Below are 25,797 nucleotides of genomic sequence, written 5' to 3'. Positions count from 1 at the left end.
GCTGCTGAGTATGCAGCTAGAGGCTACGCCTCCACGAACTCGTCCCGCCGATACCCCTGCGCATACAGCAGCGCGGTGAGATCGCCGTGATCGATGCGCGCCGCCGCGGCCGCGGCCACGGCAGGCTTGGCGTGATAGGCCACGCCCAGCCCCGCCGCCTGGATCATCGCGAGGTCATTGGCGCCGTCGCCAACCACGACGGAGTCGATGTCGTCGAGGTCGAAGGATTCCATGAGATCCACCAGCGTTGCGAGCTTGGCGGCGCGGCCCAGGATCGGCTCCTTCACCTCGCCGGTGAACTTGCCGTCGCGGACGATCAGCTCGTTGGCGCGGTTTTCCTGGAAGCCGATCTTTTCGGCGACCGCGCGCGTGAACAGCGTGAAGCCGCCGGAGACGAGGCAGGTATAGGCGCCGTGCGCGCGCATGGTGGCGACCAGCGCGCGGCCGCCCGGGGTCAGCGTGATACGCTTGTCCAGCACCTCGTCGACGACGCCGGCGGGAAGGCCCTTCAGCAGCGCGACGCGCTCGCGCAGCGCCGGCTCGAACTCGATCTCGCCGCGCATCGCCCGTTCGGTGATGCCTGCGACATGGGCCTTCATCCCGACGAGGTCGGCGAGCTCGTCGATGCATTCCTGGCCGATCATGGTGGAATCCATGTCGGCGAGAAAAAGCTTCTTGCGCCGGAAGCCGACAGGCTGCACGACGATGTCGATCGGCAGGTCGCCGCGAAGCTCGCGCAACCGCTGCTCGATGGCGTGCCGGTCGGCTTCGAGGTTACTGTCGGCGCCGAAGGGAATGTCGACTGCAACGCCGTCGAACAGCCAGTGCGCGGGAGCGGCCTGAGGCAGCACGGCGCGGGCGCCGTCGACGATGGTGGAGTCGAGCGCGGGGTTGTCAGGGTTGCAGATCAGCGTGGCGACGAGGGACATTTGAGGTTTTCGTGAGCGAGGAGCGTTCGAGCAAGGCCGTGCTTATCGCAGGCCCGACCGCCAGCGGCAAGTCGGCGCTGGCGCTCGAGCTTGCCCTCAGCGCCGGCGGGACCGTGATCAATGCCGATTCCATGCAGGTCTATCGCGACTTGCGCATCATCACGGCGCGGCCCACGCGCGGCGAGGAGGCGCGGGCGCCGCACCGTCTCTACGGTCATGTCGATGCGGCCGTGAATTTTTCGGCCGGCGCCTGGGTCGCGGATGCTGCGAAGGCGCTCGAAGAGGCTCGTGCCGAAGGCCGCCTCCCGATCTTCATCGGCGGGACCGGGCTCTATTTCAAGGCGCTGACGGCGGGCCTCTCCGTGGTGCCGCCGATCCCCGCCGAGGTACGCGAGGACGTGCGCGCGCGGCTGGAGCGGAACGGCGTCGAGGCGCTGCATGCGGAACTCGCCGCCCGCGATCCGCGCGCGGCCGAGCGCTTGAACCTGCGCGACCGCACCCGGATTGCGCGCGCGCTCGAGGTTGTCGAGGCGACCGGGCGCTCGCTGCTCGACTGGCACCAGGAGGGCCAGCCGCCGCTGCTGGCCAAAGACAGTTTTCGCGCGGTGTTCCTCGCCCCCGCGCGCGACGACCTCTACGCCCGCATCGACGCCCGCTTCGATGCCATGCTTGGTGGCGGCGCCTTGCGGGAGGTCGAGCGGCTCGCCGCGCGGCACCTCGATCCGCTGCTGCCGGCCATGAAGGCCCATGGCGTGCCGGCCCTGATCCGGCATCTGCGCGGCGAGCTCAGCCTGGAGGAGGCCGCCACGATCGGCCGAGCCGACACCCGCCATTACGCCAAGCGCCAGTTCACCTGGTTCCGGCACCAATTGCCGGAATTCGAATGGGTGAAGCCGGAGGAGGCGAGGGGCTGGCTCGCCGCGATCGTGAGCGCGGCCCGGGACCCCGGCTGACGCGCTTTTGTGCCAGGGTTCCCTAATTTACCTCTCGCCGAACCCAGGGAACGCCGCTACACTGCCAAAATCGCGCGGGAATGGCCGCATTGCCTTGACATCCGGGCTTTGGTCGTTATGTTTCGCGCAACCTTTGGGAAGCCGAGCGTCTACCATGCGCAACATTATTACCAAACTCCTTATCGCCGTCGTACCCAGGCACACCGCCGGGGGTGGCTAGCTGCCATCCACATGACAGGCGGTGTGCAGGGTCCCTCTTCGGGGCCTTTTTTATTTCCCGAAACCGACACGAACGAAGCCGCTGACAACAGCGCATCCGGAGCAAGCCAATGACCGACAAGAGCCACGATCCGAACCAGATGACCGGCGCTGCGATGATCGTCCGCGCGCTCATCGATCACGGCGTGACCGACATTTTCGGCTATCCCGGCGGCGCGGTGCTTCCGATCTATGACGAGATCTTCCAGCAGAGCGAGGTGCAGCACATCCTGGTCCGCCACGAGCAGGGCGCGGGCCATGCCGCCGAGGGCTATGCGCGCTCGACCGGCAAGCCCGGCGTTGCGCTGGTGACCAGCGGTCCCGGTGCCACCAACATGGTGACGCCGCTCACCGACGCGCTGATGGATTCGATCCCGCTGGTCTGCATCTCCGGCCAGGTGCCGACGCATCTGATCGGCAACGACGCCTTCCAGGAATGCGACACCGTCGGCATCACGCGGCCCTGCACCAAGCACAACTGGCTGGTGCGCGACGTCAACGATCTCGCGAAAGTCCTGCACGAAGCCTTCTACGTTGCCACCACGGGCCGCCCGGGCCCGGTGCTGGTCGACGTGCCCAAGGACGTGCAGTTCGCGACCGGCACCTATCATCCGCCGCGCAAATCCGACGTGCACCGCTCCTACGCGCCGCGCGTGAAGGGTGATGCGACGCAGATCCGCAAGGCCGTCTCGCTGCTCGCGAACGCCAAGCGGCCCGTGATCTACAGCGGCGGCGGCGTCATCAATTCCGGCCCCGAGGCCACCAAGCTGCTGCGCGAGCTGGTCGAGGTCACCGGTTTCCCGATCACCTCCACGCTGATGGGCCTCGGTGCATATCCGGCGTCGGGCAAGAACTGGCTCGGCATGCTCGGCATGCACGGCACCTACGAGGCCAACATGACGATGCATGATTGCGACGTCATGCTGTGCGTCGGCGCACGCTTCGACGACCGCATCACCGGCCGCGTCGATGCGTTCTCGCCGAACTCGAAGAAGATCCACATCGACATCGACCCGTCCTCGATCAACAAGAACATCCGCGTCGACGTGCCGATCATCGGCGATTGCGGCAACATCCTCGGCGACATCCTGCAGGTGTTCAAGGCGGAGGCGAAGAAGCCGGACATCAAGTCGTGGTGGCAGCAGATCGCGCAGTGGCGCGCCCGTAACTCGCTCTATTACAAGAAGAGCAACGACGTGATCCTGCCGCAGCACGCGATCCAGAGCCTGTTCGAGGCGACCCGCGGCCGCGACACCTACATCACGACCGAGGTCGGTCAGCACCAGATGTGGGCGGCGCAATTCTACGGCTTCGAGGAGCCGCATCGCTGGATGACCTCGGGCGGTCTCGGCACGATGGGCTACGGCCTGCCGGCCGCGATCGGCGTGCAGGTCGCTCATCCCGACAGCCTCGTCATCGACATCGCGGGCGATGCCTCGGTGCAGATGACGATGCAGGAGATGTCGACGGCGGTGCAGTACGAGCTGCCGATCAAGATCTTCATCCTGAACAACCAGTACATGGGCATGGTTAGGCAGTGGCAGCAGCTGCTGCACGGCAACCGGCTGTCGCATTCTTACTCGGAGGCGCTGCCGGATTTCGTCAAGCTCGCGGAAGCCTATGGCGGCGTCGGCCTGCAGGTGCACAAGCCGTCCGATCTCGACGGCGCCATCAAGGAGATGATCTCGGTCAAGCGTCCGGTGCTGTTCGACTGCCGCGTCGCCGCACTGGAAAACTGCTTCCCGATGATTCCCTCCGGCAAGGCGCACAACGAGATGCTGTTGCCGGAGCAGGCGAACGACGAGGCGACGGCCAAGGCGTTCGCCGGCGGCAAGGCCCTGGTGTGAGACCATGTTCGACCTGACGGAGCTCGAGCGCGCACATGCGATCGTGGGGCAGGCGGTGCCGGCAACGCCGGCACGCGGCTGGCCGCTGCTCGCTGAGCGCCTCGGCACCGAGGTCGTCGTCAAGCACGAGAACCACACGCCGATCGGCGCCTTCAAGGTGCGCGGTGGCCTCGTCTATCTCGACCGGCTCAAGCGCGAGCGGCCGAACACGCCGGGCATCATCTCGGCGACGCGCGGCAATCACGGCCAGAGCCTGGCCTTCGCCGCGAGCCGCCATGGCGTGCCGGCCGTGATCTACGTGCCGTCAGGCAACTCGGTCGAGAAGAACCGGGCGATGAAGGCGTTTGGCGCCGAGCTGGTCGAGCACGGCGCGGATTTTCAGGCCGCGCGCGAGGAGGCCGAGCGCCGTGCGCAGTTCGCCGGGCTCCATATGGTGCCGTCGTTCCATCCGGACCTCGTGCTGGGTGTCGCGACCTACGCGCTCGAGCTGTTTCGCTCCGCGCCCGACCTCGATGTCCTCTACGTGCCGATCGGACAGGGCTCCGGGATCTGCGGATGCATCATGGCGCGCGACCTCTTGGGCCTGAAGACCGAGATCGTCGGCGTGCAGTCGACCGAGGCGCCGTCCTACGCGCTGTCGTTTGCGGCCGGCAAGATCGTGACGACCGAGACCAGCAACACGCGCGCCGACGGCATGGCGACGCGCATCCCCGACGAGGACGCGTTCGCGCTGATCCGAAAGGGGGCCGCGCGCATCGTGCAGGTCACTGACGACGAGGTCGCCGCTGCGATCCGCGCCTACTGGACCGATACGCACAATCTCGCCGAAGGCGCCGGCGCAGCCGCGCTCGCCGCGGCGCTGCAAGAGAAGAGCAAGCTGAAGGGCAAGCGCGTCGGTCTCGTGCTGTCCGGCGGCAATATCGATTTCGATCTGTTCCGCCGCTGGGTCGGGACGGACGCGCCGGCGACGGCGTGATGGAAAGACAAGAGGGGACGACAATGAACCAGCCCGCATCCGCCTACTTCATCGAAGACCGCCACGATCCCAACGAGACGCACACGCTCGCGGTGCTCGTGCAGAACGAGCCGGGCGTGCTCGCGCGCGTCATCGGCCTGTTCTCGGGCCGCGGCTACAACATCGAGAGCCTCACGGTTTCGGAGACCGAGGCCCAGAAGCATCTGTCGCGCATCACCATCGTCACCACGGGTACGCCGATGGTGATCACGCAGATCAAGAACCAGCTCGACCGCATGATCCCGGTCTACCAGGTCGTGGACATGACCCAGACCAAACGCTCGATCGAGCGCGAACTGGCGATGGTCAAGGTGCGCGGGCAGGGCGAGCATCGCGTCGAGGCGCTGCGGCTCGCGGATGCGTTCCGCGCCCGCGTGATCGACGCGACCACCGAGAGCTTTGTGTTCGAGATCACAGGCAATACGGACAAGATCAATCAGTTTATCGACTTGATGCGCCCGCTCGGCCTTGTCGAGGTGTCGCGCACGGGTGTTGCCGCGATCGGTCGCGGGCCTGAAGGGATGTGAACCATGCTGGCGCGCGACTGGTATTACAACGAGCGGAACCGGATGGGGATCGAGCCCGCTGTGGCCTCGATCTACGACAACCATGACGATGCCGACCTGCGGGCGCGCGCCGCGTTGAAAATGCTTGGGGTACAGCGCGGCTGGCGCATCGCCGATATCGGTTGCGGCAACGGCGTGCTCGCCACCGAAGCAGCCCTGATGGGCGCGGAGGTCGACGCCATCGACATTTCGCCTGCGATGCTGGCGCTCGCCGAGATCTACGCCCGCGACCGCAAGGCGCCGGTGCGCACCCAGTCGGCGGGCCTGCTCTCCTTCGCCTACCGCCCGGAATCCTACGACCTGATCGTCAGCGAGTTCACGCTGCATCATCTGCCGGATTTCTGGAAGGCGGTGGCGATGTCGCGGATCTATCGGGCGCTCAAGCCCGGTGCGAGCTTCTACTTGCGCGACATCGTCTACGCCTCGATGCCCGACGCGATCGAGCGCGACGTCGAGCAATGGGCCGACTTCCAGATCAAGAACCACGATTTTTCCCGCGAGGGCGTGGTGACGCATATGCGCGACGAATATTCCACCTTCGGCTGGGTCATGGAGCGGATGCTGACCGACGTCGGCTTCACGCTGGTCTCGGCCGACTACCACGCGCCGATGCACGGAACCTATCTGCTGCGAAAACCCAATTCTTCCACGTAAAGGCCGGCGAGCAAGGCTAGACCAGAACAACAAACAGGGCTGCACGACAGGGCAGAACCGGAAACAACAATGAAGCCGGCCGACATCCTCATCGCCGTCATGGTGGCGATCATCTGGGGGCTTGCCTTCGTGGCAAGCCGGATCGCGCTCGACGAGCTTTCGCCGGAGCTGATGACGGCGCTGCGCTTTACGATCGCCGCGGTGCCGTGCCTGTTCATCCGCAAACCGAAGGTCGCCTGGTCGCTGTTGATCGCGATCAGCTTCACGCTGTTTCTCGGGCAGTTCCTGTCCCAGGCCTACGGCATCGCCCATGGCGTGCCGGTGGGGCTGACCAGCGTCGTCGTGCAGAGCCAGGCGCTGTTCACCATCGGCTTCGCCGCGCTCGCGTTCGGTGAGCGGCCGACGCCGGTGCAGACGCTCGGCATCGTCATTGCCGCGATCGGCCTGCTGATGATCTGCGGCACGGTCGGCTACGATTTCAGCGTCAGTGCCTTCGCGGTGCTGATGATCTCGCCGCTGAGCTTTGCCATCGGCAATCTGCTGCTGCGCGGCGCCCGCGGCGTGCCGATGTTCGACCTGTTCGCCTGGCTGTGCCTCGCCTCGGCCGTGCCGCTGTTCGTGCTGGCGCTGATCGCCAACGGGTCGGCGCCGACCCTGACGTCCCTGACGCACATATCGCTCACATCCGCGCTCTGCATGCTGATGCTCGGCGGCATCTCCACCAGCATTGCCTACTGGCTGTGGGGCCGCCTCCTGCGCGACTATCCGGCGGCACAAGTGGTGCCGTTCGCGCTGCTGGTGCCATTCGTCGGCTCCGCCGCATCCAGCATCGTGTTCGGCGAACGGTTCGGACCGCTTCGCCTCGCCGGCATGCTGACCGTCATCGGCGGGATCGCCGTGATGGTGCTGGCGAAGCGTCCGCAAGTCCTGCCGAAGACCGCGTGAGGTGAACATGACCTATTCGCTGTTCTATGCCTTCCTCGTGTTCATGGTGGTGATGTATTTCACCCCCGGGCCGAACAACATCATGCTGTTGTCGTCCGGCCTCACTTACGGATTCCGCCGCACCATCCCGCACATCGTCGGCATCGTCCTCGGCTTTGCCTTCATGGTCGCCGCTGTCGGTCTCGGGCTCGGCACCGTGTTCCTGGCCTATCCGATCCTCCAGACCATCCTGAAATATGCCGGTGCGGCCTACCTGATCTATCTTGCCGCCGTGATCGCCATGTCCGGTCCCGCCAAGCCGGGCGGGGAAGACGGCCGCGGCCCGATGACCTTCTGGGGTGCGGCCATGTTCCAGTGGATCAACGCCAAGGGCTGGGTGATCGTGATCGGCACCATCACCGCCTACGCGGCGATTGCCCAGTTTCCCGTCAACATCGCGATCCAGACCCTGATCAGCCTGCTCGTCGGCACGGTCTCGACCGTGGTCTGGGCCCTGTTCGGCACCGCGTTGCGGCCCGTCCTGACCTCCGAGCGGCTGGTCCGCGCCTTCAATATCCTGATGGCGATCCTGCTGCTGGCCTCCCTCTACCCCGTTCTCGTGGATGCATGATGTCGCGGATTTCCATGCAGAAACGGGTTTCCCTCAGGGCTGAAAATGCTCTAGACAGCCCCCGAAATCCGCAAATTTCACCCTTCGGACACTGACCATCGGCCGATTTTCGGCCCTCAACGAGGAAACGACCATGCGTGTTTATTACGATCGCGACGCCGACCTGAACCTGATCAAGGGGAAGAAGGTCGCCATCGTCGGCTATGGCAGCCAGGGCCACGCCCATGCGCTCAACCTGAAGGACTCCGGCGTCAAGGAAGTCGCCATTGCGCTGCGCAAGGACTCGGGCTCGGTGAAGAAGGCGGAAGCCGCCGGCTTCAAGGTGATGGAAGTCGCCGAAGCCGCCAAATGGGCTGACCTCGTCATGATGCTGACCCCGGACGAACTCCAGGGCGACATCTATCGCGAGCACCTGCACGACAACATGAAGAAGGGCGCTGCCCTCGTGTTCGCGCACGGCCTCAACGTTCACTTCAACCTGCTCGACCCGCGCGCCGACCTCGACGTGCTGATGATCGCGCCGAAGGGCCCCGGCCACACCGTGCGTTCCGAGTATCAGCGCGGCGGCGGCGTGCCCTGCCTGATCGCGATCGCCAAGGATGTCTCGGGCAATGCCCATGACCTCGGCCTGTCCTATGCTTCGGCCGTCGGTGGCGGCCGCGCCGGCATCATCGAGACCACCTTCAAGGAAGAGTGCGAGACCGACCTGTTCGGCGAGCAGGTCGTGCTCTGCGGCGGCCTGGTCGAGCTGATCAAGGGCGGCTACGAGACCCTGGTCGAAGCCGGCTACGCCCCGGAGATGGCCTATTTCGAGTGCCTGCACGAAGTGAAGCTGATCGTCGACCTGATCTATGAAGGCGGCATCGCCAACATGAACTACTCGATCTCCAACACCGCGGAGTACGGCGAGTACGTCACCGGCCCGCGCATCGTCACCGCCGAGACCAAGGCCGAGATGAAGCGCGTTCTCGCCGACATCCAGGGCGGCAAGTTCGCCCGCGACTGGATGCTCGAGAACAAGGTCAACCAGACCTCGTTCAAGGCGACCCGTGCCAAGCTCGCTGCGCATCCGATCGAGGAAGTCGGCGCCAAGCTGCGCGACATGATGCCCTGGATCAAGAAGGGCGCGCTGGTCGACAAGTCGAAGAACTAAGTCGCGTTCCCCGGACGCAGCGCAGCGCGTGAGCGGTGCGCTGCTGATCCGGGGTCCACGGCGGCTTCTGGGTCCCGGCTCTGCGCTCCGCTTGTCCGGGACACGACAGCGAAACACAAGCTTCGCCCGTCAAACCAAATCTTAAACCTTCGCGGCTAGATTGGAGCGAGATCGCAGACAGCGGTCTCGCTCTTTTCATCTCGCCGGAAGCATTGCTGCTTCATTCAAATTCTTCGCGAGCTGATGTGTCTCCTGAGCTCGAAGAACTGACACTTAAACCACATTCTTGATCCGGCGTCGTTTCTCAGATTTTCCTGCGCGCCGTCGAACCCCAAAACATCAACGTCGTCAGAGTCAAAGATTCGGCTCTTCATCCGTGGTCTCATCGTGCGGTCCGTCTCACCTCACGAGTTCGCGTGCCCGTTCATCCTAAGAACCGACATCTGCCGCGGCTTCTTGCGTTGCGTCGCGTGCGCGGAAAATGCTGTTGCTGCGTGGCCTGAGAACTGCCGTCCATTGCGCTGGCACATCCTTCTCCTACATGATCCCCGGAACTATCGGGGGGAAGGACCATGCGATCTGTCGTCGTCACCGGCGCGTCCACGGGCATTGGCTGGGCCGTTGCAAAATATCTGGTCGGGCGTGGCTATCGCGTCTTCGGCAGTGTTCGCAAACAGGCCGATGCCGACCGGCTGAAGGGTGAATTCGGCGCAAACTTCACGCCGCTCATGTTCGACGTCACCGACGAGGCCGCAGTCCTTGCTGCGGCGCGAAGCGTTCGCGAGATGTTGGGCGGGGAGACGCTCCATGGGCTCGTCAACAATGCCGGCATCGCGGTCGCCGGCCCCGTGCTCGAATTGTCGGCCGACGATTTCCGCCGCCAGATGGACATCAACGTCATCGGCCCCGTGATCGCGACGCAGGCGTTCGGGCCGCTGCTCGGCGCCGACCCCTCGCTGAAGGGTCCGAAGGGGCGGATCGTGATGATCAGCTCGGTCGCGGGCAAGAACGGCAACCCGCTGTCGGCGCCGTACTGCACCTCCAAGCATGCGGTCGAGGGGCTGTCGGAGAGCCTGCGCCGCGAGCTGATGCTGTTCGGCATCGACGTCATCATCGTCGCCCCCGGTGCGGTGAAGACGCCGATCTGGAGCAAGGCCGAGGAGATCGACCTCTCCGTCTACCAGAACTCGCCCTATCTGCCGGCGCTCAACAAGGTCATGGCGTTCATGATGGAGCTCGGCGCCAAGGGCTTGCCGGCCGAGCGCATCGCCGAAATCGTGTTCGAGGCGCTGACCGCGGCAAGCCCCAAGGTGCGCTACCAGATCACGCCGGATCCGCTGCGCCATCTGATCGGCTCCGTGCTGCCGAAGCGGACGGTCGACCGCATCATCGCCAAGCGCCTCGGGTTGTTGCCGCAGGGCTGACCGTCGTTCAGCGCGCCTCGGCCGTCCGTCCACGCGGATGGTCGGCCATGGCGATCAGCCGCAGCGCCATCACGACCAACAGCGGCAGGAGGAAGGCGGCATAAAGCGGCATCGCGGGCACGCGCTTGCCGAACGACACCATGAACTGGAACCAGAGGTAATAGCCGCCGACGAGGTGCAGCGCGCGAAAGGCGCGCGGCCCGATCAGCGCGGCGGTGCGGTCGAACGAGGTCGCGCTCATGGCGATGATCATGGCATAGCCGATGCCGCCGAAGATGTAGGAGGCGGGCGAGGTGGCCTCGGCGAAACCGGCCGGGTCCATCTTGGCGAAGGCGACGATCGCGATGGCGTGGATCGCGTGGGAGGCCGCAAAGCTGAGGCCGAGATAGCGGCGGTTGCGCCGCTGCCAGCGCGTCCAGGCGTTGGGCCACAGCCGCGCCAGTGCCGCTGCGCCGAAGGCGAGGCAGAACAGCAGCAGCGAGCTTCGTGCCGTGAAGCGGATCACCATCCGCACGCCCTCGACCTCGAACTGTCGCATCGAGGCGATCCAGAGGCTGAGCGCGACCAGGATAAAGGTGAGCACGGCCAGCAGCCGCCAGCCCTCGAACCAGCTTTGACGTGACGACATGGCAATCCCCTTCGCTATGTAATCATCGATTACATTTCGTCGGCCTCGAGCGGTCAACGGTGTAATCGCTGCTTACATTCACGTTCGGGTGATGCTAGGGATTGCCATGCCCGCCCGACAGCCGTCCAAGCCGCGCGCCCGCCGTCACACCTCCGACGCCCGGCCTTACCACCACGGCGACCTCCGCCGCGTGCTGATCGATGCTGCGCTGCAATTGGCCGAAGAGGGGGCCGAGGTGTCCGTGCGCGAGGCCGCGCGCCGCGCCGCGGTGTCGCCCGGCGCGCCGTTCCGGCACTTCCCCAACCGCGATGCCCTGATGGCGGCGGCGGCCCAGGAGGCGCAGCGGCGTTTTCGCGCGGAGATCGAGGTGGCGCTGGCGCAGGCCCCGGGGACCGATCCGCTCGGCCGCTTCCGCGCCTTCGGCCTTGCCTATCTGCGCTGGGCGATGCGCAACCCCGCGCATTTCGAGATCATCTCGACAGGGCGCTATTTCGCCCATGGCAGCTCCGCTGAGCTGACCCGCGACAATGCCGAGCTGATCGCCCTGACCGAGCAGATGCTGGCTGACGCGGCCGCGCAGGGGCTGCTGCGGCCGGCCGACCTCAAGCCCATCCAGATCGCCGGCCGCGCGCTGGTCTACGGTTTTGCCCGCATGAACCTCGATGGTCATTTTCCGCGCTGGGGTGTGGCGGAGACCGAGATCGAGCGGATGGCGGAAGCGGTGATCGACCTGTTCATCTCAGGCATTGCCAAGGGCTAGGAGCCCGGACGGAATCCTGTTTGTCCTGGATTTGGATTGGCAGGTGCCGCGCCTTGCGCATACACTCGCGCACATATTCGAATTCGATATTTTGACAGTATGTAAAGATGGATCGACGCACATTTGTTCTCGCCGCCGGCTCCATGCCGCTGTGGTTTTCGCCGGCTCTTGCACAAGCCTCTCGCCCCACGATCGGTTTGCTTGCCAGCGGCTCGCCGGAGACCTTCGCCACCGTGGTGACCGGTTTTCGCGAAGGTCTGGGTGCTTCCGGGCTGACAGAGGGGCGCAACGTGGCCATCGAGTATCGCTGGGCGCAGGGACAGTTCGATCGCCTGCCCTCGCTTGCCGCCGAGCTCGTCCAGCAGCAGGTCGGCGTCATCGTCACGATGGGCGGCAACGTCGCCGCGGTTGCGGCCAAGCGGGCGACGCCCGCCATCCCGATCGTGTTCCTGACCGCAGATGATCCGGTGTCCTCGGGGCTCGTGGAAAGCTTGAGCCGGCCTGGCGGCAACGCCACCGGCGTGACCTGGCTTGCCGCCGAACTCGGCGCAAAGAACCTGGAGCTGGTGAGCGAATTGTTGCCGAATGCCGCGACCATCGGTGTCCTCGTCAATCCCAACCGCCCGACCGCAGAGGCCCAGCTCGAAAGCGCCGGGAGCGCGGCCAAGGCCATCGGCAAGACCGTGCTCGCATTCAAGGCGGCCAACCGGGACGATATCGACAAGGTGTTCGCGGACGTCGGGCCGGCGCACGTCGATGCGCTGTTCGTCACGGTCGATCCGGTCTTCATCGTCAACCGCGTCCGGATCATCGAGGCCGTGGCAAGACTGCGGCTGCCGACGCTGTATTTTCAGCGCGAGTTCGTCGATCTGGGCGGCCTCCTGAGCTACGGCGCGAGCGCGCAGGACGCCTCGCGCCTCGTCGGAGGCTACGCGGCACGGATCGTGAAGGGTACCAGGCCGTCCGAACTTCCCGTTCAGCGTTCGACCAAGATCGAGACCATCGTCAATCTCAAAACGGCCAAAGCCCTCGGCATCACGGTTCCGCCGACCCTGCTCGCCCGTGCCGACGAAGTCCTCGACTAGACGGACGCCGCCGGCGCGGGCCCGGCAGACGCGGCGAAATGTCCTGGCTCATCCCTGGAGTGGATTGAAATGGCGGCCTACGTGATTTTCGACGTCGAGATCAGCGATCCCCAGCAGTACCAGAGCTTCATGCTGGGCGTGAAACCCGCGTTGGAGGCGGCGGGAGCGCGATATCTGGCACGCGGCGGGACCCACAAGGTCTACGAGGGAGATTGGAATCCCCGCAGGATCGTCCTGCTGGAATTCCCGTCGGTGGCGGCCTGGGAGGAATTCTATAACGGCGCCACGTATCAGGGCCTGAAATCCGTCCGGGACGCCTGCAGCTCCGCCCGGCTGGTCAGCGTGGAAGGGCTCTAGCCGGGCGCCGTTTCCTGGCGCGCACCGGCGCCCGGCTCGCCAGCCTACATCAAGCGAAGGTCGGATCACCGCACGCGTTGCCTGTCCTTGACTGTTCCGTTACAGTTTTATGACACGGTGCAGGCTTCCGGCTGCCCCGGACGCCCTAGCCGCCGTCAGGCTGGCCAGACGGCTAGGTATCATTGCGCCGGACCAGAGTTGCGTGTCGTCGATGGCGTCCGCGCCCAATCCAGGTCCTTCTGCCACGACCGCCGTGCTGGCGAGCGTCGCCGCGCTCGGCATCTGGCGGCTGCTCGCCGTTGCGGCGCCGCATCTGGCCGCGCTCGCGCTGATGTACGAGACCGAGACCGATTTCGGCTCGCGCCTGTCCTTCGCGCTCGCCTGGGGCATCCTCAACTTCTTCTGGATCACGCTGCTGCGGCGGCCGGCGCTGTCGGGGGCGCTGTCGCTGACCATGGTCGTGGTCTTGGTGCTGCTGTCGCGGCTCAAGCACGACGTCGTGCAGATGACGGTCAACTTCATCGACCTGATGATGATCGACCGCGACACCGTGGCGTTTCTGTTCACGATCTTCCCGAACCTGCGCTGGTCGGTGATCCTGGCCGGTCTCGTCACGCTGCCGCTGATGTATGCGCTGTGGTGGCTCGACCCGTTCCGCATCCGCCGCCTGCCGGCGCTGGCCTGCAAGCTCGCGTGTCTTGCCGCTCTCGTCGGCTATTCGCTCTATCATCCGGACGAGGCCTGGCGCGGCTATTACGACGACGGTTATCTCTCGAAGTTCTTCCGCTCGGGCGTGAGCTCGGTCTCCGACTTCGTCCAGTACGGCTTCATGGAGTCCGCGGCTTCGACCAACGAGCGACTCAACATGCCGCTGGTCGATGCCTGCCATCCCGCCGGCCGCCGGCCGAACATCATCATGATCCATGATGAATCGAGCTTCGACATCCGCGCGGCGCAGGGCATCAAGGTGCCGCCGCGCTATGGCGATCATTTCAAGTCCTGGGACGGCAGGCAGCGCACGTTCCTCGCCGAGAGCAATGGCGGGCCGAGCTGGTTCACCGAATACAACGTGCTTGCAGGGCTCTCCTCGCGCTCGTTCGGCCGCTTCGCTTATTTCGTGACGCGCATTGCCTCGAACCGGGTCGAGCGTGGCCTGCCGCTGGCGCTGCGCCGCTGCGGTTACGACACGCTATCGCTCTATCCCGCCTATGGCGGCTTCATGGGCGCGCGCAGCTTCCAGATGACGACCGGCATCGAGCGCTTCCTCGATTCCAAGGATCTCGGCGCCAAGGATGTCGAGCCCGACAGCTTCTTCTACGACAAGGCGCTGCAACTGATGGGCCAGCAGCCGCCGAACAAGCCGCTGTTCACCTTCATCTATCTCGGCGCCAATCACTTCCCCTGGGAGACGCGCTTCCGTCCCGACCTGCTGCCGAACTGGCGCGCGCCGGGCAATGTGCCGTCCATCGACGAATATCTGCGCCGGCAGGCGATGAGCGCCGAGCAGTACAAGGCGTTCGTCGCGGGGCTGAAGAAGAGCTTTCCGAACGAGCCCTTCCTGATCGTGCGCTACGGCGATCACCAGCCGGAATTCGCGCCGAACCTGTTGGAGCCTGGGCTCGACGAGGGCGCCATCGGCAAGAAGCTCGATGCCTACGACCCGCGCCTCTACGCGACCTATTACGCGATCGACGCCGTCAATTTCGAGCCGGTGAAGAGCGAGGCCGTGATGGACACGATCGACGGCCCCTATCTGCCGTTGGTGATCCAGGAAGCCGCCGGCATCCCGCTCGACCCGTCCTTTGCCGAGCAGAAGCAGATCATGCTCCGCTGCAAGGGGATGTTCTACGGCTGCAAGGATGGCGCGGAGGCGCGGCGGCTGAACCGGCTGCTGATCAATGCGGGGATCATCCGGGGGCTGTAGCCTCCATCGCGGCCATTCATTCGCCACCGCGGCCGTGGATATTTCGGCCTTGGCGTCGTCGTCCGATCGAGGGACGCGATGACGGACGATGCCGGCTAATGGGGGCCCGAACAACCGTCAACCCAAAGGAGACGTCATTGGCCATTTCCGTGAAACAGATGCTCGAGGCCGCCAACGCGGCCGTGCCGAAGATCTCGCCCGCCCAGGCCAAGGAGATGATCGGGAAGGGCGCGCTCGTGCTCGACGTGCGCGATGCACCGGAAGTCGAGAAGAGCGGAAAAATCCCGGGCGCGCTGAATATCTCCCGCGGCATGCTGGAGTTCCGGGCCGACCCGGATTCGCCCTATCACGACAAGACCCTCGCCAGGGACAAGACCGTGATCCTCTATTGCGCGTCCGGCGGCCGTTCTGCGCTCGCCGGCAAGCTGCTTCAGGACATGGGCTACGGCCATGTCTACAATGTCGGCGGCTTCAAGGACTGGGTCGATGCCGGAGGCGCGACCGAGAAGACGTAGCAAGGGCGGCGGATGGGGGAAGGCCTAGCGCTGGCCCACTTTCCCCCACAGCCACTTCGCCACGGCATCCGGTGACGAATTTGCGTCGTTACCGCTGGCGCGCAAATTCGCCTCGCGCATGGTGGCGATGTCGATCTTGCCGAGCAGCGGTTGCAACGCCGACTTGAGCCGCTCGTCGCCGGCGCGCTTCGGCGCCAGCAGCAGGATGGCGTCGTAGGGCGGGATCGCGTGCTTGGGATCGTCGAGCGTGACGAGATCGTATTTCGCTATCAGGCCGTCGCTGGTGTAGCCGGCGATGACGTCGACCTCACCGCTGGCGACCGCCGCATACATGAAATCCGGCTGCATCTGGCGCTGGGCACGGAATTGCAGCCCATAGGCCTTCTGCAGCGCCGCCCATTCGGGGCGTGAGAAGAATTCGTAGTCGCCGGCAATCGAGAGCGTCGATGCATGCGCGGCGAGATCGGCGATGCTGCGGATGCCGAGTGCTTCCGCGCGCTTCTTCGGGATCACCAGCGCATAGGCATTCTCGAAGCCGAGCTCGCCGAGCAGGGTGATGTTGTCCCTGGCGAGCGCCGTCTTCAGCTCTGCCAACAGTTCCGCGCGCGGCTTGATGTCGGTCCGATGCAGCTGGTTGGCCCAGAGCGTGCCGGAATAATCGACATAGAGATCGATGTCGCCGGCCTTCAGCGCCTCGAAGATCACGCTGGAGCCGAGACCGGACCGCGCCGTGGCCGAGAGGCCCGCCGCCTGCAGGCGGTCCCTCATCAACGCCGACAGCACATATTGCTCGGCAAACGTCTTGGCGCCGACCACATAGCCTGACGACGAGCGCGCCATGGTCGGCACCAGCGTGGCCGCCACCAGCGCTGCGATCCCGACGCCGCCGAGCGCCGTGCGCAAGCGGCTGCGGTGGCGCAGGCCGCTCTCGATCAGGCCGAGCAACTGGTCGACGGCGAGCGCGAGCAGCGCCGAGGCAGCGCAGCCGAACAGCACGAACACCCAGTTCTGGGTCTGCAATCCCGCGAAGATGTAATTGCCGAGGCTGGTCTGCCCGATCGGGGTCGAGAGCGTCGCGGTGCCGATCACCCACACGGCAGCGGTGCGGATGCCGGCCATCATCACCGGCAGCGCCAGCGGCAGCTCGACCATCACAAGCGACTGCCGCGGCGTCATGCCGACGCCCTTGGCGGCTTCGATCAGGGCGGGATCGATGCCGTTGAGACCGGTGATGCCGTTGCGCAGCACCGGCAGCATCGAATAGAGCGCCAGCGCCAGCATCGCCGGCAGGAAACCGAATGCGGAGAAGGAAACGCCGAACCACGCGAGCGTGACGGAGGCGGCCAGCAGCAGCAGCGGATAGAACAGCGCGAGCAGCGCCAGCCCGGGCACGGTCTGCACGATGCTGGCGAGCGCAAGCAATACAGCGCGCGGGACCGGCCGGTTGCGCGTCAGGATCGCCAGCGGCAGGCTGACGGCGAGGCCGATCGCGAGCGCGGCGAGGCTCACCCGCACATGGTTGCCGAGATAATCGGGCAGATGCGACAGCGCCTCGCCCCAGCGCGGATCGGAGAGCAGGCTCATGCCGCACCGCTCGCGGGCAGCAGTGCGTTCAATCGCTCGACCTGGCGCCGCGGCGTGCGCAGCAGCTCCAGCACATAGGCCTCGCTGCTGTTCGACAGCTCCGCGGGCGTTCCCTGGGCGAGCAGCCGTCCGCCGCGCATCACCGCGATACGGTCGGCGAGCAGGATCGCCTCGGTCATGTCATGCGTGATCATCACGGTGGTCAGGCCGAGCTTCCGGTGAAGCGAGTGGTAATCGTCGCCGAGCGCATCGCGGGTGAGGGGATCGAGCGCGCCGAACGGCTCGTCCATCAGCACGATGCGGGGTCTTGCCGCAAGCGCCCGCGCCACGCCGACGCGCTGGCGCTGACCGCCCGAGAGGGCCTCCGGAAGCCGGTCGCGGTGCGCGGTGCGGTCGAGCTGGACCAGCTCCAGCAGTTCGTCGACGCGCATTGCGATCGCGTTGGCCGGCTCGCCCAGCAGTCTCGGCGTGATCCCGATATTGTCGGCGACGCTCAGATGCGGGAACAGGCCGCCGCTCTGGAAGACGTAGCCGATCCGGCGCCGCAGCGCGACCGGATCGACGTCCTGCACGTTTTCGCCCTCCACCGTGATGGTGCCGGCATCGGCCTCGATCAGCCGGTTGGCAAGCCGCAGCAGCGTCGTCTTACCCGAACCGGAGCCGCCGACGATGGCCAGAAACTCGCCCTCGGCGACGTCGAGCGATACGTGGTCTACAGCCTTGAGGGAGCCGAAGCTCCTGGTGACCTTTTGGTAGCTGATCGCCGGCTTGGAGGGCATCGCAGGTGGGCTCGCTCTTCTCTTACCCTCCCCTGGAGGGGGAGGGTCGATTGCGCGTAGCGCGAGCGGGGTGGGGTGATCTCTCCACTCGGGCACTGTTGGATGGGGAGAGACCGTCACCCCACCCCGTCTCACATTTCGCTACGCTTCATGCGCACCGACCCTCCCCCTCCAGGGGAGGGTGAAGGGGATGACTGCCCCCATGCGTAGCACGCTTGGCGGCTTGATTGAACTTGGCGGCGCGAGAGGCTAAGGCATCGAGCAGAGTTCGGAGGAAACACATGACAACGCCCACGGCAGTGGCGCTGGAAGATGCCAAGGTTGCGTTCCGCCTCGGAGACGGCCGGGTCTATACGGCGGTGGAGAAGGCGCATCTTGCGGTCGCGCAGGGCGAGTTCGTGGCCATTGTCGGTCCGACCGGCTGCGGGAAATCGACGCTGCTGAACGTCGCGGCCGGGCTGCTCAAGCCCGCCGCCGGCAGCGTCAGGATCTTCGACCAGCCGCTCGCGGGGCTGAACCGGGATGCCGGCTATTTGTTCCAGGCCGACGCGCTCTTTCCCTGGAAGACCGCGCTCGACAACGTCGCGATCGGGCTCGAGATCAAGGGCACGCCTCGCGCCGAGGCGCTGCCGCGGGCGCAGAAATGGCTGACTTCCGTGGGCCTCGGCGCCTTCGCGGGGCGCTATCCGCACATGCTCTCCGGCGGCCAGCGCAAGCGCGTCGCCCTGGCGCAGGTGCTGATCCGCGACCCCAAAATCCTGCTCATGGACGAGCCGTTCGGGCCGCTCGATGCGCAGACGCGCCAGGTGATGGGCAACCTCCTGCTCGACTTGTGGAGCGCCGACCGCAAGGCGGTGCTGTTCGTCACCCATGATCTCGAAGAGGCGATCGCGCTCGCCGACCGCGTCGTGATCATGTCGGCCGGGCCGTCCTCGCGCATCATCGGCGACTGGAAGGTGACGCTGCCGCGGCCGCGCGACATCTTCGAGGTGCGGCTCGACAAGGAGTTCCACGCGCTTCACCGCGAGATCTGGAGCGTGCTGAAGGACGAGGTGATGAAGGGCTACGCGCAATCCACCCACGCGGCGGAGGCGGTGTGATGTCGCGCCCGACGCTGTTTGCGCTGCAAGTGCTGGTCGCTGTGGTCTGCATCGTGCTGTGGCAGGTGCTGTCGACCGTCCCCGTGTTCGGCAAGATCCTGCTGCCGCCGTTCTTCTTCTCCAATCCGCTCGACGTGTTCAGCCAGATCGTGAAGTGGTTCGCCTCCGGCGTGATCTGGAAGCATCTCGGCATCACGCTGGCGGAATCGATCCTCGCCTTCGTGATCGGATCGCTCGGCGGCGTGCTGGTCGGCTTCTGGTTCGCACGCCAGCCGATCGTTGCCGCGGTGTTCGACCCCTACGTGAAGATGGTCAACGCGCTGCCGCGCGTGGTGCTGGCGCCGATCTTCGCGCTGTGGCTCGGCCTCGGCATCTGGTCCAAGGTCGCGCTCGGCGTGACGTTGGTGTTCTTCATCGTCTTCTTCAACGTCTATCAGGGCGTGAAGGAAGTCAGCCGCACCGTGCTCGACAACGGCCGCATGCTCGGCATGAGCGAGCGGCAGTTGATGCAGCACGTCTATTGGCCGTCGGCGCTGTCCTGGATGTTCTCCTCGCTGCACACCTCGGTCGGCTTCGCCGTGGTCGGCGCGGTCGTCGGCGAGTATCTGGGATCGGCCGCGGGCCTCGGCTATCTGATCCAGCAGGCCGAGGGCGTGTTCGACGTTGCCGGCGTGTTCGCCGGCATGTTCGTGCTGTCGGCCTTCGTCATCCTGATCGACTACGGGGTGACGCTGGTCGAGCGGCGCCTGCTGGTCTGGCGGCCGACCGCGTCGGACGGGCGCGGCTAAGGCGCCCGTTTGCCTGCTGACATTTATGTGATGGACGGGCCGGAATAGAACGCGCGCCCGTGCGTCATACCCCCATGCAACCACCCGCATGGGAGTTCGAAATGCACCAATCACGGTTTCGTAGCGTCGCTGCGGCGGGCGCATGCAGATGGCCAAGACTTCGCCTCGTAAGGTCTGGCTTCGGCACGGCGCTCGTCGGCGCGCGTATTCTCGTGGCATTTGCGCTTCCCTCGCTCGTGCTCGCGCATGAATCCCACCCGGTAAGTCCGCCGGCTGCGACGAGTGCCGAGGAACGTGCGTTCCTGGAAGAAAACGATGCCGCGATGACGAAGATGATGAACGACATGGCGGCCAAGCCGACCGGCGACGTCGATCGCGATTTCGCCGCGATGATGATTCCGCATCATCAGGGCGCAATCGATATGGCGATCATCGAATTGCGCTACGGCAAGAACGAGCAGTTGCGGCGCATCGCCCAGGAAATCATCGTCGACCAGATGCAGGAGATCGCAGCCATGAAGCTCGCGATCGGCGAACCGGCGACGGACACGACGCCTGCCCCGACTCAGCCAGTGCCACCCGTTCCCCTCGCAAATGTTCATCGCCATTCTGGCATGCAGATGGACATGTCCGCCGGAACGAAGAAGTAGGAACCTCAAGATGAAGACGCCGCGAAACAACATCATGAAGAGCATTTTTCTGGCGGCTACGATGCTTGCCACCGGTTCCGCCGCATGGGCGGGGCAGGCGCCTGGTGCATTGTCCGCGCCCGATATTCAGGTTAGCCATCACGACCGCGTCTACGCGGCGGAGCAGTTCTCGAACACGGTTTCGGTCACCGATCCCGTCGACAACAAGCTGCTCGGTGTGATCCGGCTGGGCGACCCGCAGCCCGGCAATTTCAGCCCGCTCTACAAGGGGCAGGTTCTCGTGCATGGCATGGGGTTCTCGCCCGATCACAGGACGCTCGCCGTGGTGTCGATCGGCTCCAATTCGGTGACGTTCATCGACACTGCGACCAACGCGGTCAAGCATACGACCTATGTCGGGCGGTCGCCGCACGAGGCGTTCTTCACGCCTGACGGCAAGGAGGTCTGGGTCACCGTTCGCGGCGAGAACTATATCTCGGTGATCGATGCAAAGAGTTTTACGGAGAAGACCCGTATCATCACCCCGAACGGGCCGGGCATGCAGATCTTCTCGCCTGACGGCAAATACGGCTACATCTGCTCGTCCTTCAATCCCGAGACCGACGTCGTCGACGTCGCTGAGCACAAGATCATTGCCAAGGTGAAGCAGGAGAGCCCGTTCTGCCCGAACATCGCGGCGACACCGGATGGAAATCAGGTCTGGTTCACGCTGAAGGATACCGGCCGCACACAGGTGTTCAACGCCAGGCCGCCATTCAACCCGATCAAGACGATCGACACCGGTCCGATCACAAATCACGTCAACTTCGCGCATACCGCCAAGGGGACTTTTGCCTATGTGACGATCGGCGGCTTGAACGAGGTCAAGGTGTTCCGCACCGACGATTTCTCGCAGGTCGCGACGATCCCGGTCGGCAACCTGCCGCACGGCGTCTGGCCGTCCGGCGACGGCACGCGGATCTATGTCGGGCTCGAGAATGCCGATGCCCTCGCGGCGATCGATACCGCGACCAACAGCGTGGTGGCGAATGTCCCGATCGGCCAGGCACCGCAGGCGATCGCCTATGTTCCAAACGCCGCGCCAAACCCGGATGACCGCCAGAATCTGCAGGCGCTGGGTGTGGCCGGCCAGGTCGCTCATCTGTCGCTTGGTTCAAGGGACGCGTCAACGGACGCCAAGGCGCCGACCAGCGTCTCGCTGTTCGATCAGGGCCTGATCCAGATCTTGCAGGCTTCGGTGACGGGACTTCAGCCCAAGCAGAAATATACGCTGGCGCTCGCGGAGCGCAGCGATGGTGGCGGATCGCTGCAGCCGCTGGCAGCCTTCATGACCAATCCGGCCGGATCGGCCATTGTCAACGTGGCGGGGCCGATCCGGCAGATTGTCGTCGACCAGTCTGCTGCGGCCGGAAAGCGCTATCTGGTGATCGTATCCGGGGACGCGGCCGGGCCGGGCGAGGCAGTCCAGATCGAGACGCGATGACGCGACGTCGAGCAGCAATAGCGGGCAGGCGGAGCGCGCCATGAAGGACATGCTGGTTCAGGTCGAACCGCTGATCCCCGCGCTCCGTCGCTATGCGCGCGCCCTCGTGCGCGATCGTTCGGCGGCTGACGATCTGGTCCAGGATTGCCTGGAGCGTGCCGTCAGCCGCTGGCATCAACGTCGCGACGGCAGCGTGCGAGCCTGGCTGTTCACCATCCTCCACAATCTGGCGGTCACGCAATTCCGGCAGACAACGGCGCGGGGCAGGCACATGCGGATCGACGATGCAGGCGAGCAGGAACTCGTCAGCGCTGCCGCGCAGGAGCACAGGGTGATCTATCAGGACGTCCTGAACAAGCTCGCGAAGCTGCCGGAGGAGCAGCGGGCCGTGTTGCTGCTCGTTGCAGTCGAGGATCTTTCCTATGCCGATGCCGCGGCCGTACTGAACATCCCGGTCGGAACCGTGATGTCGCGCCTGTCGCGTGCGCGAGAACGGCTTTTGCAGGAGATGGACGGCGTTGCACCGGAGAACGTTGTGGCATTGCGGAGCATGAAATGAGCCGGCGGCCGATCGCGGAAGATGATCTCCACGCGTATGTGGACCAGGCGCTGGAGCCCGAGCGCCGTGCCGAGGTCGCATCCTATCTGGCCGATCACGTGGATGTCGCGGAGCGCGTCGCGGCTTTCGCCGCCCAGCGCGAGCAGTTGCGTGACGCGCTGGCCTCCATCACCGACGAACCATTGCCGGCCGCGCTGAACTTGTCACGCATCATCGAGAGCCGGAAGCGGCGCCCGTCAAGAGTGTGGGCGGCGATCGCGGCGCTGTTGCTCCTCGGTCTCGGCGGCCTCGGCGGCTGGACCATGCGCAGCCTGTTGCCGGATCGTTCGAGCGGACTGTCTGCGTTGGCGCAGGAAGCGGCTTACTCCTATGGCGTCTATGCGCCGGATCGCGTGCGGCCGGTGGAGATACGGGCGTCCGACAGTGCCGAGCTGACGCAATGGGTGTCCAACCGGCTAAAGCAGCCGGTCAAGGTGCCTGATCTCGCCGTGTCAGGCTATCGGCTGATGGGAGGACGTCTCATTGCAACGTCGCATGGTCCGGCCGCGATGTTCATGTACGACGACGATCATGGCAACCGCCTCGTCGTGCTGACGCGTCCGATGAGCAACCCGGATCAGGCGACACCGATGCTGCCGCAATCGACCGGCGATGTCGCGGGCTTCGCCTGGGCGGATCGAGGCATGGGCTACACGCTGGTCGGCCAGCTTCCCGCGGACACGCTCAAGCCGATCGCGAACGAGATCCGGAAGCAGGCCGGTCCCATCTAGCCCGAGACGCGGGCCCGCGCCTCGGCGCGGGCCCGGACGGTCAATCCAGCAGCTTGACGTCGTCCGGCGCCTGCGGCGGGGTCTTGATCGCGATCGCCTTGACCTGCCCGCTGATCGGCTTGGTGCCGCCATGCGGCGTGCCCTTCGGGATGATGACGAGGTCACCCGGCTTCACGGTCACTTCCTTGTCGCCAAGCCAGATCGTCCCGGTCCCGTCCAGGATGTACTGGATCTCGTTGGTGTTGGGATGCAGGTGCTTCGGCACGTTGCCGACCTGGATCGACACGGTGGCGCCGTCCGCGGTCATGAACGTCTTGGATCGGAAGCCGACCTTGTTGGCGGCGCCCAGCGCGTCGCCCTCCATCTCGCCGGTGTGGATGATCTGCGCGGTGACGTTCTCGGCGGCCAGCGCCGGCCGGAGCAGCTGGTTGGCGCCGCATCCGGCGGCAAAGGCGGCGGCAATCGAAAGCCCGGCAACAAGGCGGTTCATGGTTGATTCTCCCCATCTGGAATTGTTCTTGTCCGGGCATGCTATTGCGCCAAAAGGCTGATGGCCAGCCCACTTAGGCAGCGCTTCTCAAGCCAGTCCCGCTGCTCTATGGTGCCGCCGGCCGAACGGAGGAAACCAATGAAGAACACGATTGCCAGGCTCGCCGGCGCGCTGCTCGCGCTGACGCTCACCACGGGTTTTGCCGCGGCGCAAAGCAAGGTCACCATCGCGGTTGGGGGCGGCTCCTGCCTGTGCTATCTGCCGACGGTGCTGGCCAAGCAGCTCGGCGAATACGAGAAGGCCGGTCTGAATGTCGAGCTGGTCGACCTCAAGGGCGGCTCGGACGCGCTCAAGGCCGTGCTCGGCGGCAGCGCCGACGTCGTCTCCGGCTATTTCGATCATTGCGTCAACCTCGCTGCCAAGAAGCAGGAGCTGCAGGCGTTCGTGGTCTATGACCGCTATCCCGGCCTCGTGCTGGTGGTCGCGCCCTCGCGCACCAACGACATCAAGTCGGTCAAGGACCTCGCCGGCAAGAAGGTCGGCGTCAGCGCCCCCGGCTCGTCCACGGACTTCTTCCTGAAGTACATGCTCAAGAAGAACGGGCTCGACCCCACCAGCGCCGCCGTGATCGGCGTCGGCCTCGGCGCCACCGCGGTCGCCGCGATGGAGCAGGGGCAGATCGATGCGGCCGTGATGCTCGATCCGTCCGTCACCGTGCTTCAGGGCAGCCACAAGGATCTGCGCATCCTCAGCGACACTCGCACGCAGAAGGACACGCTCGAGACCTTCGGCGGCGAATATCCGGGCGGCGCGCTGTACTCGACGGTGGCCTGGGTCAACGGCCACCAGAAGGAGACGCAGGCGCTCACCAATGCGATCCTGGCCACGCTCGCCTGGATCCATTCGCATACGCCTGAAGAGGTCATGGCGAAGATGCCGGAAGAGGTGGTCGGCAAGAACAAGGACCTCTATCTCGCCGCGCTGAAGAACACGATTCCCATGTTCTCCGAGACCGGCAAGATGGACCCGAAGGGCGCCGACGCCGTGCTCGCGGTGTTCAGCGTCGGTTCGCCCGAGGTCGCCAACGCCAAGATCGACGTCAGCAAGACCTTCACCAACAAGTACGTCGACCAGGCCAAGAAGACCACGGGGAGCGCCAAATAGCTGACGCGAAGGCGTGGTAACCAGGCGTCATGACGTCACCGCTCATTCATCGCGTCACGACGCTTGATCTTGCCGTGCGGCCGGTCGTGTGGCCGTTCGCGGAGGAGCGGCGCGCCGAGATCACGGCGCATTTCGCCGAGAAGCAGCGCGAGCGGCCGAAGCTCTGGAACGGCCGCGTCCTGCTCGGGCGCGACGCGGTGTTCACCGGCGGCCATCTCTCCGCAACCTATTTCGAGACCGATTTCGCGAGCTTTCTCGCCTGGCGCGACTGGGGCTTTCCCGACAAGGCTGTCTTCAACGGCTTTGGCATGGGCGCGCTGCTTACCTCCGACGGCGCCTTCATCATGGGCGAGATGGCGGCCCATACCGCCAACGAGGGCCGCATCTATTTCCCCTCTGGCACGCCCGATCTCGACGACGTCGTCGACGGCGCGCTCGACATTGCCGGCAGCGTCGTCCGCGAACTCGGCGAGGAGACCGGGCTGACGGAAGCCGACTACCGGATCGAGCCGGGCTGGCATTGCGTCGTCACCGGCCCTACGCTTGCAATGCTGCAGGTCATCAACCTGGATATGCCGGGCGACGTGGCCCGTGCCCGGATCGAAGCCAATCTCGCACGCGAGATCGAGCCGGAGCTGTCGGCCATCCATATCGTGCGCGGGTTGAGTGATCTCACGCCGGCCATGCCGCGATTTGTCACGGCCTTCGTCGAGCAGCAGTTCGCCTCGCGCTGATGCGCAAGGCTTGACATCGCCGCCCGCAGCCCATGTGATGGGCGAAAAAGCAAAAGCAAGAAGACTGCAATGC

At 65.3% G+C, this 25,797-nt stretch carries 27 protein-coding genes; 22 read left to right on the top strand and 5 right to left on the bottom strand.

Translation table 11 applies throughout. The annotated features are described in order from the left end of the window. Positions 1 to 23 precede the first annotated feature (23 nt). The gene (serB, locus tag A7X65_RS22825) at positions 24 to 929 is read right to left on the bottom strand and encodes a phosphoserine phosphatase SerB (RefSeq protein WP_063689060.1); all 906 of its coding nucleotides are present in this window, start codon (positions 927 to 929) and stop codon (positions 24 to 26) included. 11 nt (positions 930 to 940) lie between these two features. Here serB and miaA point away from each other — a divergent pair, with 11 nt between their 5' ends. The 9 genes from miaA (at position 941) to A7X65_RS22780 (ending at position 10,354) form a co-directional block, all read left to right on the top strand. Further along, the gene (gene miaA, locus A7X65_RS22820) at positions 941 to 1,882 is read left to right on the top strand and encodes a tRNA (adenosine(37)-N6)-dimethylallyltransferase MiaA (protein ID WP_063689058.1); all 942 of its coding nucleotides are present in this window, start codon (positions 941 to 943) and stop codon (positions 1,880 to 1,882) included. Between the two features lie 329 nt (positions 1,883 to 2,211). Further along, the gene (locus tag A7X65_RS22815) at positions 2,212 to 3,987 is read left to right on the top strand and encodes an acetolactate synthase 3 large subunit (protein WP_063689055.1); all 1,776 of its coding nucleotides are present in this window, start codon (positions 2,212 to 2,214) and stop codon (positions 3,985 to 3,987) included. A 4-nt stretch (positions 3,988 to 3,991) separates the two neighbouring features. Next, a complete protein-coding gene (locus A7X65_RS22810) occupies positions 3,992 to 4,963 on the top strand; it encodes a threonine dehydratase (protein ID WP_063689052.1) in 972 nt (323 codons plus the stop codon). Positions 4,964 to 4,986: 23 nt separating this feature from the next. Further along, positions 4,987 to 5,529 carry an acetolactate synthase small subunit gene (ilvN, locus tag A7X65_RS22805; RefSeq protein ID WP_063689049.1) on the top strand — a complete coding sequence of 181 codons (543 nt, stop codon included), beginning with the start codon at positions 4,987 to 4,989 and terminating at the stop codon, positions 5,527 to 5,529. Positions 5,530 to 5,532: 3 nt separating this feature from the next. Next, positions 5,533 to 6,222, top strand: a complete 690-nt coding sequence (locus A7X65_RS22800; protein WP_063689046.1) for a class I SAM-dependent methyltransferase — start codon at positions 5,533 to 5,535, stop codon at positions 6,220 to 6,222. A gap of 69 nt (positions 6,223 to 6,291) precedes the next feature. Further along, positions 6,292 to 7,167, top strand: a complete 876-nt coding sequence (locus A7X65_RS22795; RefSeq protein ID WP_063689043.1) for an EamA family transporter — start codon at positions 6,292 to 6,294, stop codon at positions 7,165 to 7,167. A gap of 7 nt (positions 7,168 to 7,174) precedes the next feature. Further along, positions 7,175 to 7,777, top strand: a complete 603-nt coding sequence (locus A7X65_RS22790; protein ID WP_063690718.1) for a LysE family translocator — start codon at positions 7,175 to 7,177, stop codon at positions 7,775 to 7,777. Positions 7,778 to 7,910: 133 nt separating this feature from the next. After that, entirely contained in the window at positions 7,911 to 8,930 is a 1,020-nt protein-coding gene (gene ilvC, locus A7X65_RS22785; protein WP_014493068.1) for a ketol-acid reductoisomerase, read from the top strand. Positions 8,931 to 9,502: 572 nt separating this feature from the next. Then, positions 9,503 to 10,354: an SDR family oxidoreductase gene (locus tag A7X65_RS22780; RefSeq protein WP_063689040.1), complete on the top strand. Its 852-nt coding sequence runs from the start codon at positions 9,503 to 9,505 to the stop codon at positions 10,352 to 10,354. Between the two features lie 7 nt (positions 10,355 to 10,361). Here the strand turns inward: A7X65_RS22780 and A7X65_RS22775 are convergent, their stop codons facing one another. After that, entirely contained in the window at positions 10,362 to 10,982 is a 621-nt protein-coding gene (locus A7X65_RS22775; protein ID WP_063689038.1) for a hypothetical protein, read from the bottom strand. 106 nt (positions 10,983 to 11,088) lie between these two features. Between A7X65_RS22775 and A7X65_RS22770 the strand changes: the two genes are divergently transcribed. The 5 genes from A7X65_RS22770 to A7X65_RS22750 all read left to right on the top strand — a co-directional run bounded on the left by A7X65_RS22770 (position 11,089) and on the right by A7X65_RS22750 (position 15,623). Beyond that, on the top strand, positions 11,089 to 11,742 hold the full coding sequence (locus A7X65_RS22770) for a TetR/AcrR family transcriptional regulator (protein ID WP_063689035.1): 654 nt from the start codon (positions 11,089 to 11,091) through the stop codon (positions 11,740 to 11,742). Positions 11,743 to 11,849: 107 nt separating this feature from the next. After that, on the top strand, positions 11,850 to 12,827 hold the full coding sequence (locus A7X65_RS22765) for an ABC transporter substrate-binding protein (protein WP_063689030.1): 978 nt from the start codon (positions 11,850 to 11,852) through the stop codon (positions 12,825 to 12,827). A gap of 69 nt (positions 12,828 to 12,896) precedes the next feature. Next, positions 12,897 to 13,184, top strand: a complete 288-nt coding sequence (locus A7X65_RS22760) for a DUF1330 domain-containing protein (protein ID WP_063689028.1) — start codon at positions 12,897 to 12,899, stop codon at positions 13,182 to 13,184. Between the two features lie 211 nt (positions 13,185 to 13,395). After that, complete coding sequence (locus tag A7X65_RS22755; protein WP_063689024.1) at positions 13,396 to 15,108, top strand: sulfatase-like hydrolase/transferase; 1,713 nt, start codon at positions 13,396 to 13,398, stop codon at positions 15,106 to 15,108. A gap of 137 nt (positions 15,109 to 15,245) precedes the next feature. Further along, on the top strand, positions 15,246 to 15,623 hold the full coding sequence (locus A7X65_RS22750) for a rhodanese-like domain-containing protein (protein ID WP_063689022.1): 378 nt from the start codon (positions 15,246 to 15,248) through the stop codon (positions 15,621 to 15,623). A 24-nt stretch (positions 15,624 to 15,647) separates the two neighbouring features. Here A7X65_RS22750 and A7X65_RS22745 read toward each other — a convergent pair whose 3' ends face one another. Next, entirely contained in the window at positions 15,648 to 17,207 is a 1,560-nt protein-coding gene (locus A7X65_RS22745; RefSeq protein WP_063689019.1) for a glycine betaine ABC transporter substrate-binding protein, read from the bottom strand. Next, a complete protein-coding gene (locus tag A7X65_RS22740; protein WP_063689017.1) occupies positions 17,204 to 17,986 on the bottom strand; it encodes an ATP-binding cassette domain-containing protein in 783 nt (260 codons plus the stop codon). The genes A7X65_RS22745 and A7X65_RS22740 overlap by 4 nt, the downstream gene beginning before the upstream one ends. Positions 17,987 to 18,267: 281 nt before the next feature. On the opposite strand from A7X65_RS22740, the gene A7X65_RS22735 reads away from it, so the two are divergent. From A7X65_RS22735 to A7X65_RS22710, 6 genes are all read left to right on the top strand, one after another. Further along, positions 18,268 to 19,086, top strand: coding sequence for an ABC transporter ATP-binding protein (locus tag A7X65_RS22735; protein ID WP_063689014.1), 819 nt, complete (start codon positions 18,268 to 18,270; stop codon positions 19,084 to 19,086). Then, positions 19,086 to 19,874 (top strand): ABC transporter permease, encoded by a 789-nt coding sequence (locus tag A7X65_RS22730; RefSeq protein ID WP_063689012.1) that lies wholly within the window; start codon positions 19,086 to 19,088, stop codon positions 19,872 to 19,874. The genes A7X65_RS22735 and A7X65_RS22730 overlap by 1 nt, the downstream gene beginning before the upstream one ends. A gap of 74 nt (positions 19,875 to 19,948) precedes the next feature. Further along, on the top strand, positions 19,949 to 20,524 hold the full coding sequence (locus A7X65_RS22725) for a DUF305 domain-containing protein (RefSeq protein ID WP_145664303.1): 576 nt from the start codon (positions 19,949 to 19,951) through the stop codon (positions 20,522 to 20,524). Positions 20,525 to 20,534: 10 nt separating this feature from the next. Continuing rightward, on the top strand, positions 20,535 to 22,007 hold the full coding sequence (locus A7X65_RS22720; protein ID WP_063689007.1) for a YncE family protein: 1,473 nt from the start codon (positions 20,535 to 20,537) through the stop codon (positions 22,005 to 22,007). Positions 22,008 to 22,047: 40 nt separating this feature from the next. Beyond that, the gene (locus A7X65_RS22715; RefSeq protein ID WP_063689004.1) at positions 22,048 to 22,566 is read left to right on the top strand and encodes a sigma-70 family RNA polymerase sigma factor; all 519 of its coding nucleotides are present in this window, start codon (positions 22,048 to 22,050) and stop codon (positions 22,564 to 22,566) included. Beyond that, positions 22,563 to 23,336, top strand: coding sequence for an anti-sigma factor family protein (locus A7X65_RS22710; protein ID WP_063689002.1), 774 nt, complete (start codon positions 22,563 to 22,565; stop codon positions 23,334 to 23,336). The genes A7X65_RS22715 and A7X65_RS22710 overlap by 4 nt, the downstream gene beginning before the upstream one ends. 40 nt (positions 23,337 to 23,376) lie before the next feature. Here A7X65_RS22710 and A7X65_RS22705 read toward each other — a convergent pair whose 3' ends face one another. Further along, positions 23,377 to 23,826: a cupin domain-containing protein gene (locus tag A7X65_RS22705; RefSeq protein ID WP_063689000.1), complete on the bottom strand. Its 450-nt coding sequence runs from the start codon at positions 23,824 to 23,826 to the stop codon at positions 23,377 to 23,379. Positions 23,827 to 23,964: 138 nt separating this feature from the next. On the opposite strand from A7X65_RS22705, the gene A7X65_RS22700 reads away from it, so the two are divergent. Both A7X65_RS22700 and A7X65_RS22695 read left to right on the top strand, forming a co-directional pair. Beyond that, positions 23,965 to 24,990, top strand: a complete 1,026-nt coding sequence (locus tag A7X65_RS22700; RefSeq protein ID WP_063688997.1) for an ABC transporter substrate-binding protein — start codon at positions 23,965 to 23,967, stop codon at positions 24,988 to 24,990. A gap of 29 nt (positions 24,991 to 25,019) precedes the next feature. After that, positions 25,020 to 25,724, top strand: a complete 705-nt coding sequence (locus A7X65_RS22695; protein ID WP_063688994.1) for a hypothetical protein — start codon at positions 25,020 to 25,022, stop codon at positions 25,722 to 25,724. Positions 25,725 to 25,797 lie beyond the last annotated feature (73 nt).

The organism is Bradyrhizobium stylosanthis, assembly GCF_001641335.1.
Classification (GTDB): domain Bacteria; phylum Pseudomonadota; class Alphaproteobacteria; order Rhizobiales; family Xanthobacteraceae; genus Bradyrhizobium; species Bradyrhizobium stylosanthis.
Note: the sequence above shows the minus strand (reverse complement) of the source record. Positions and strands in the feature narration are given on the sequence as shown.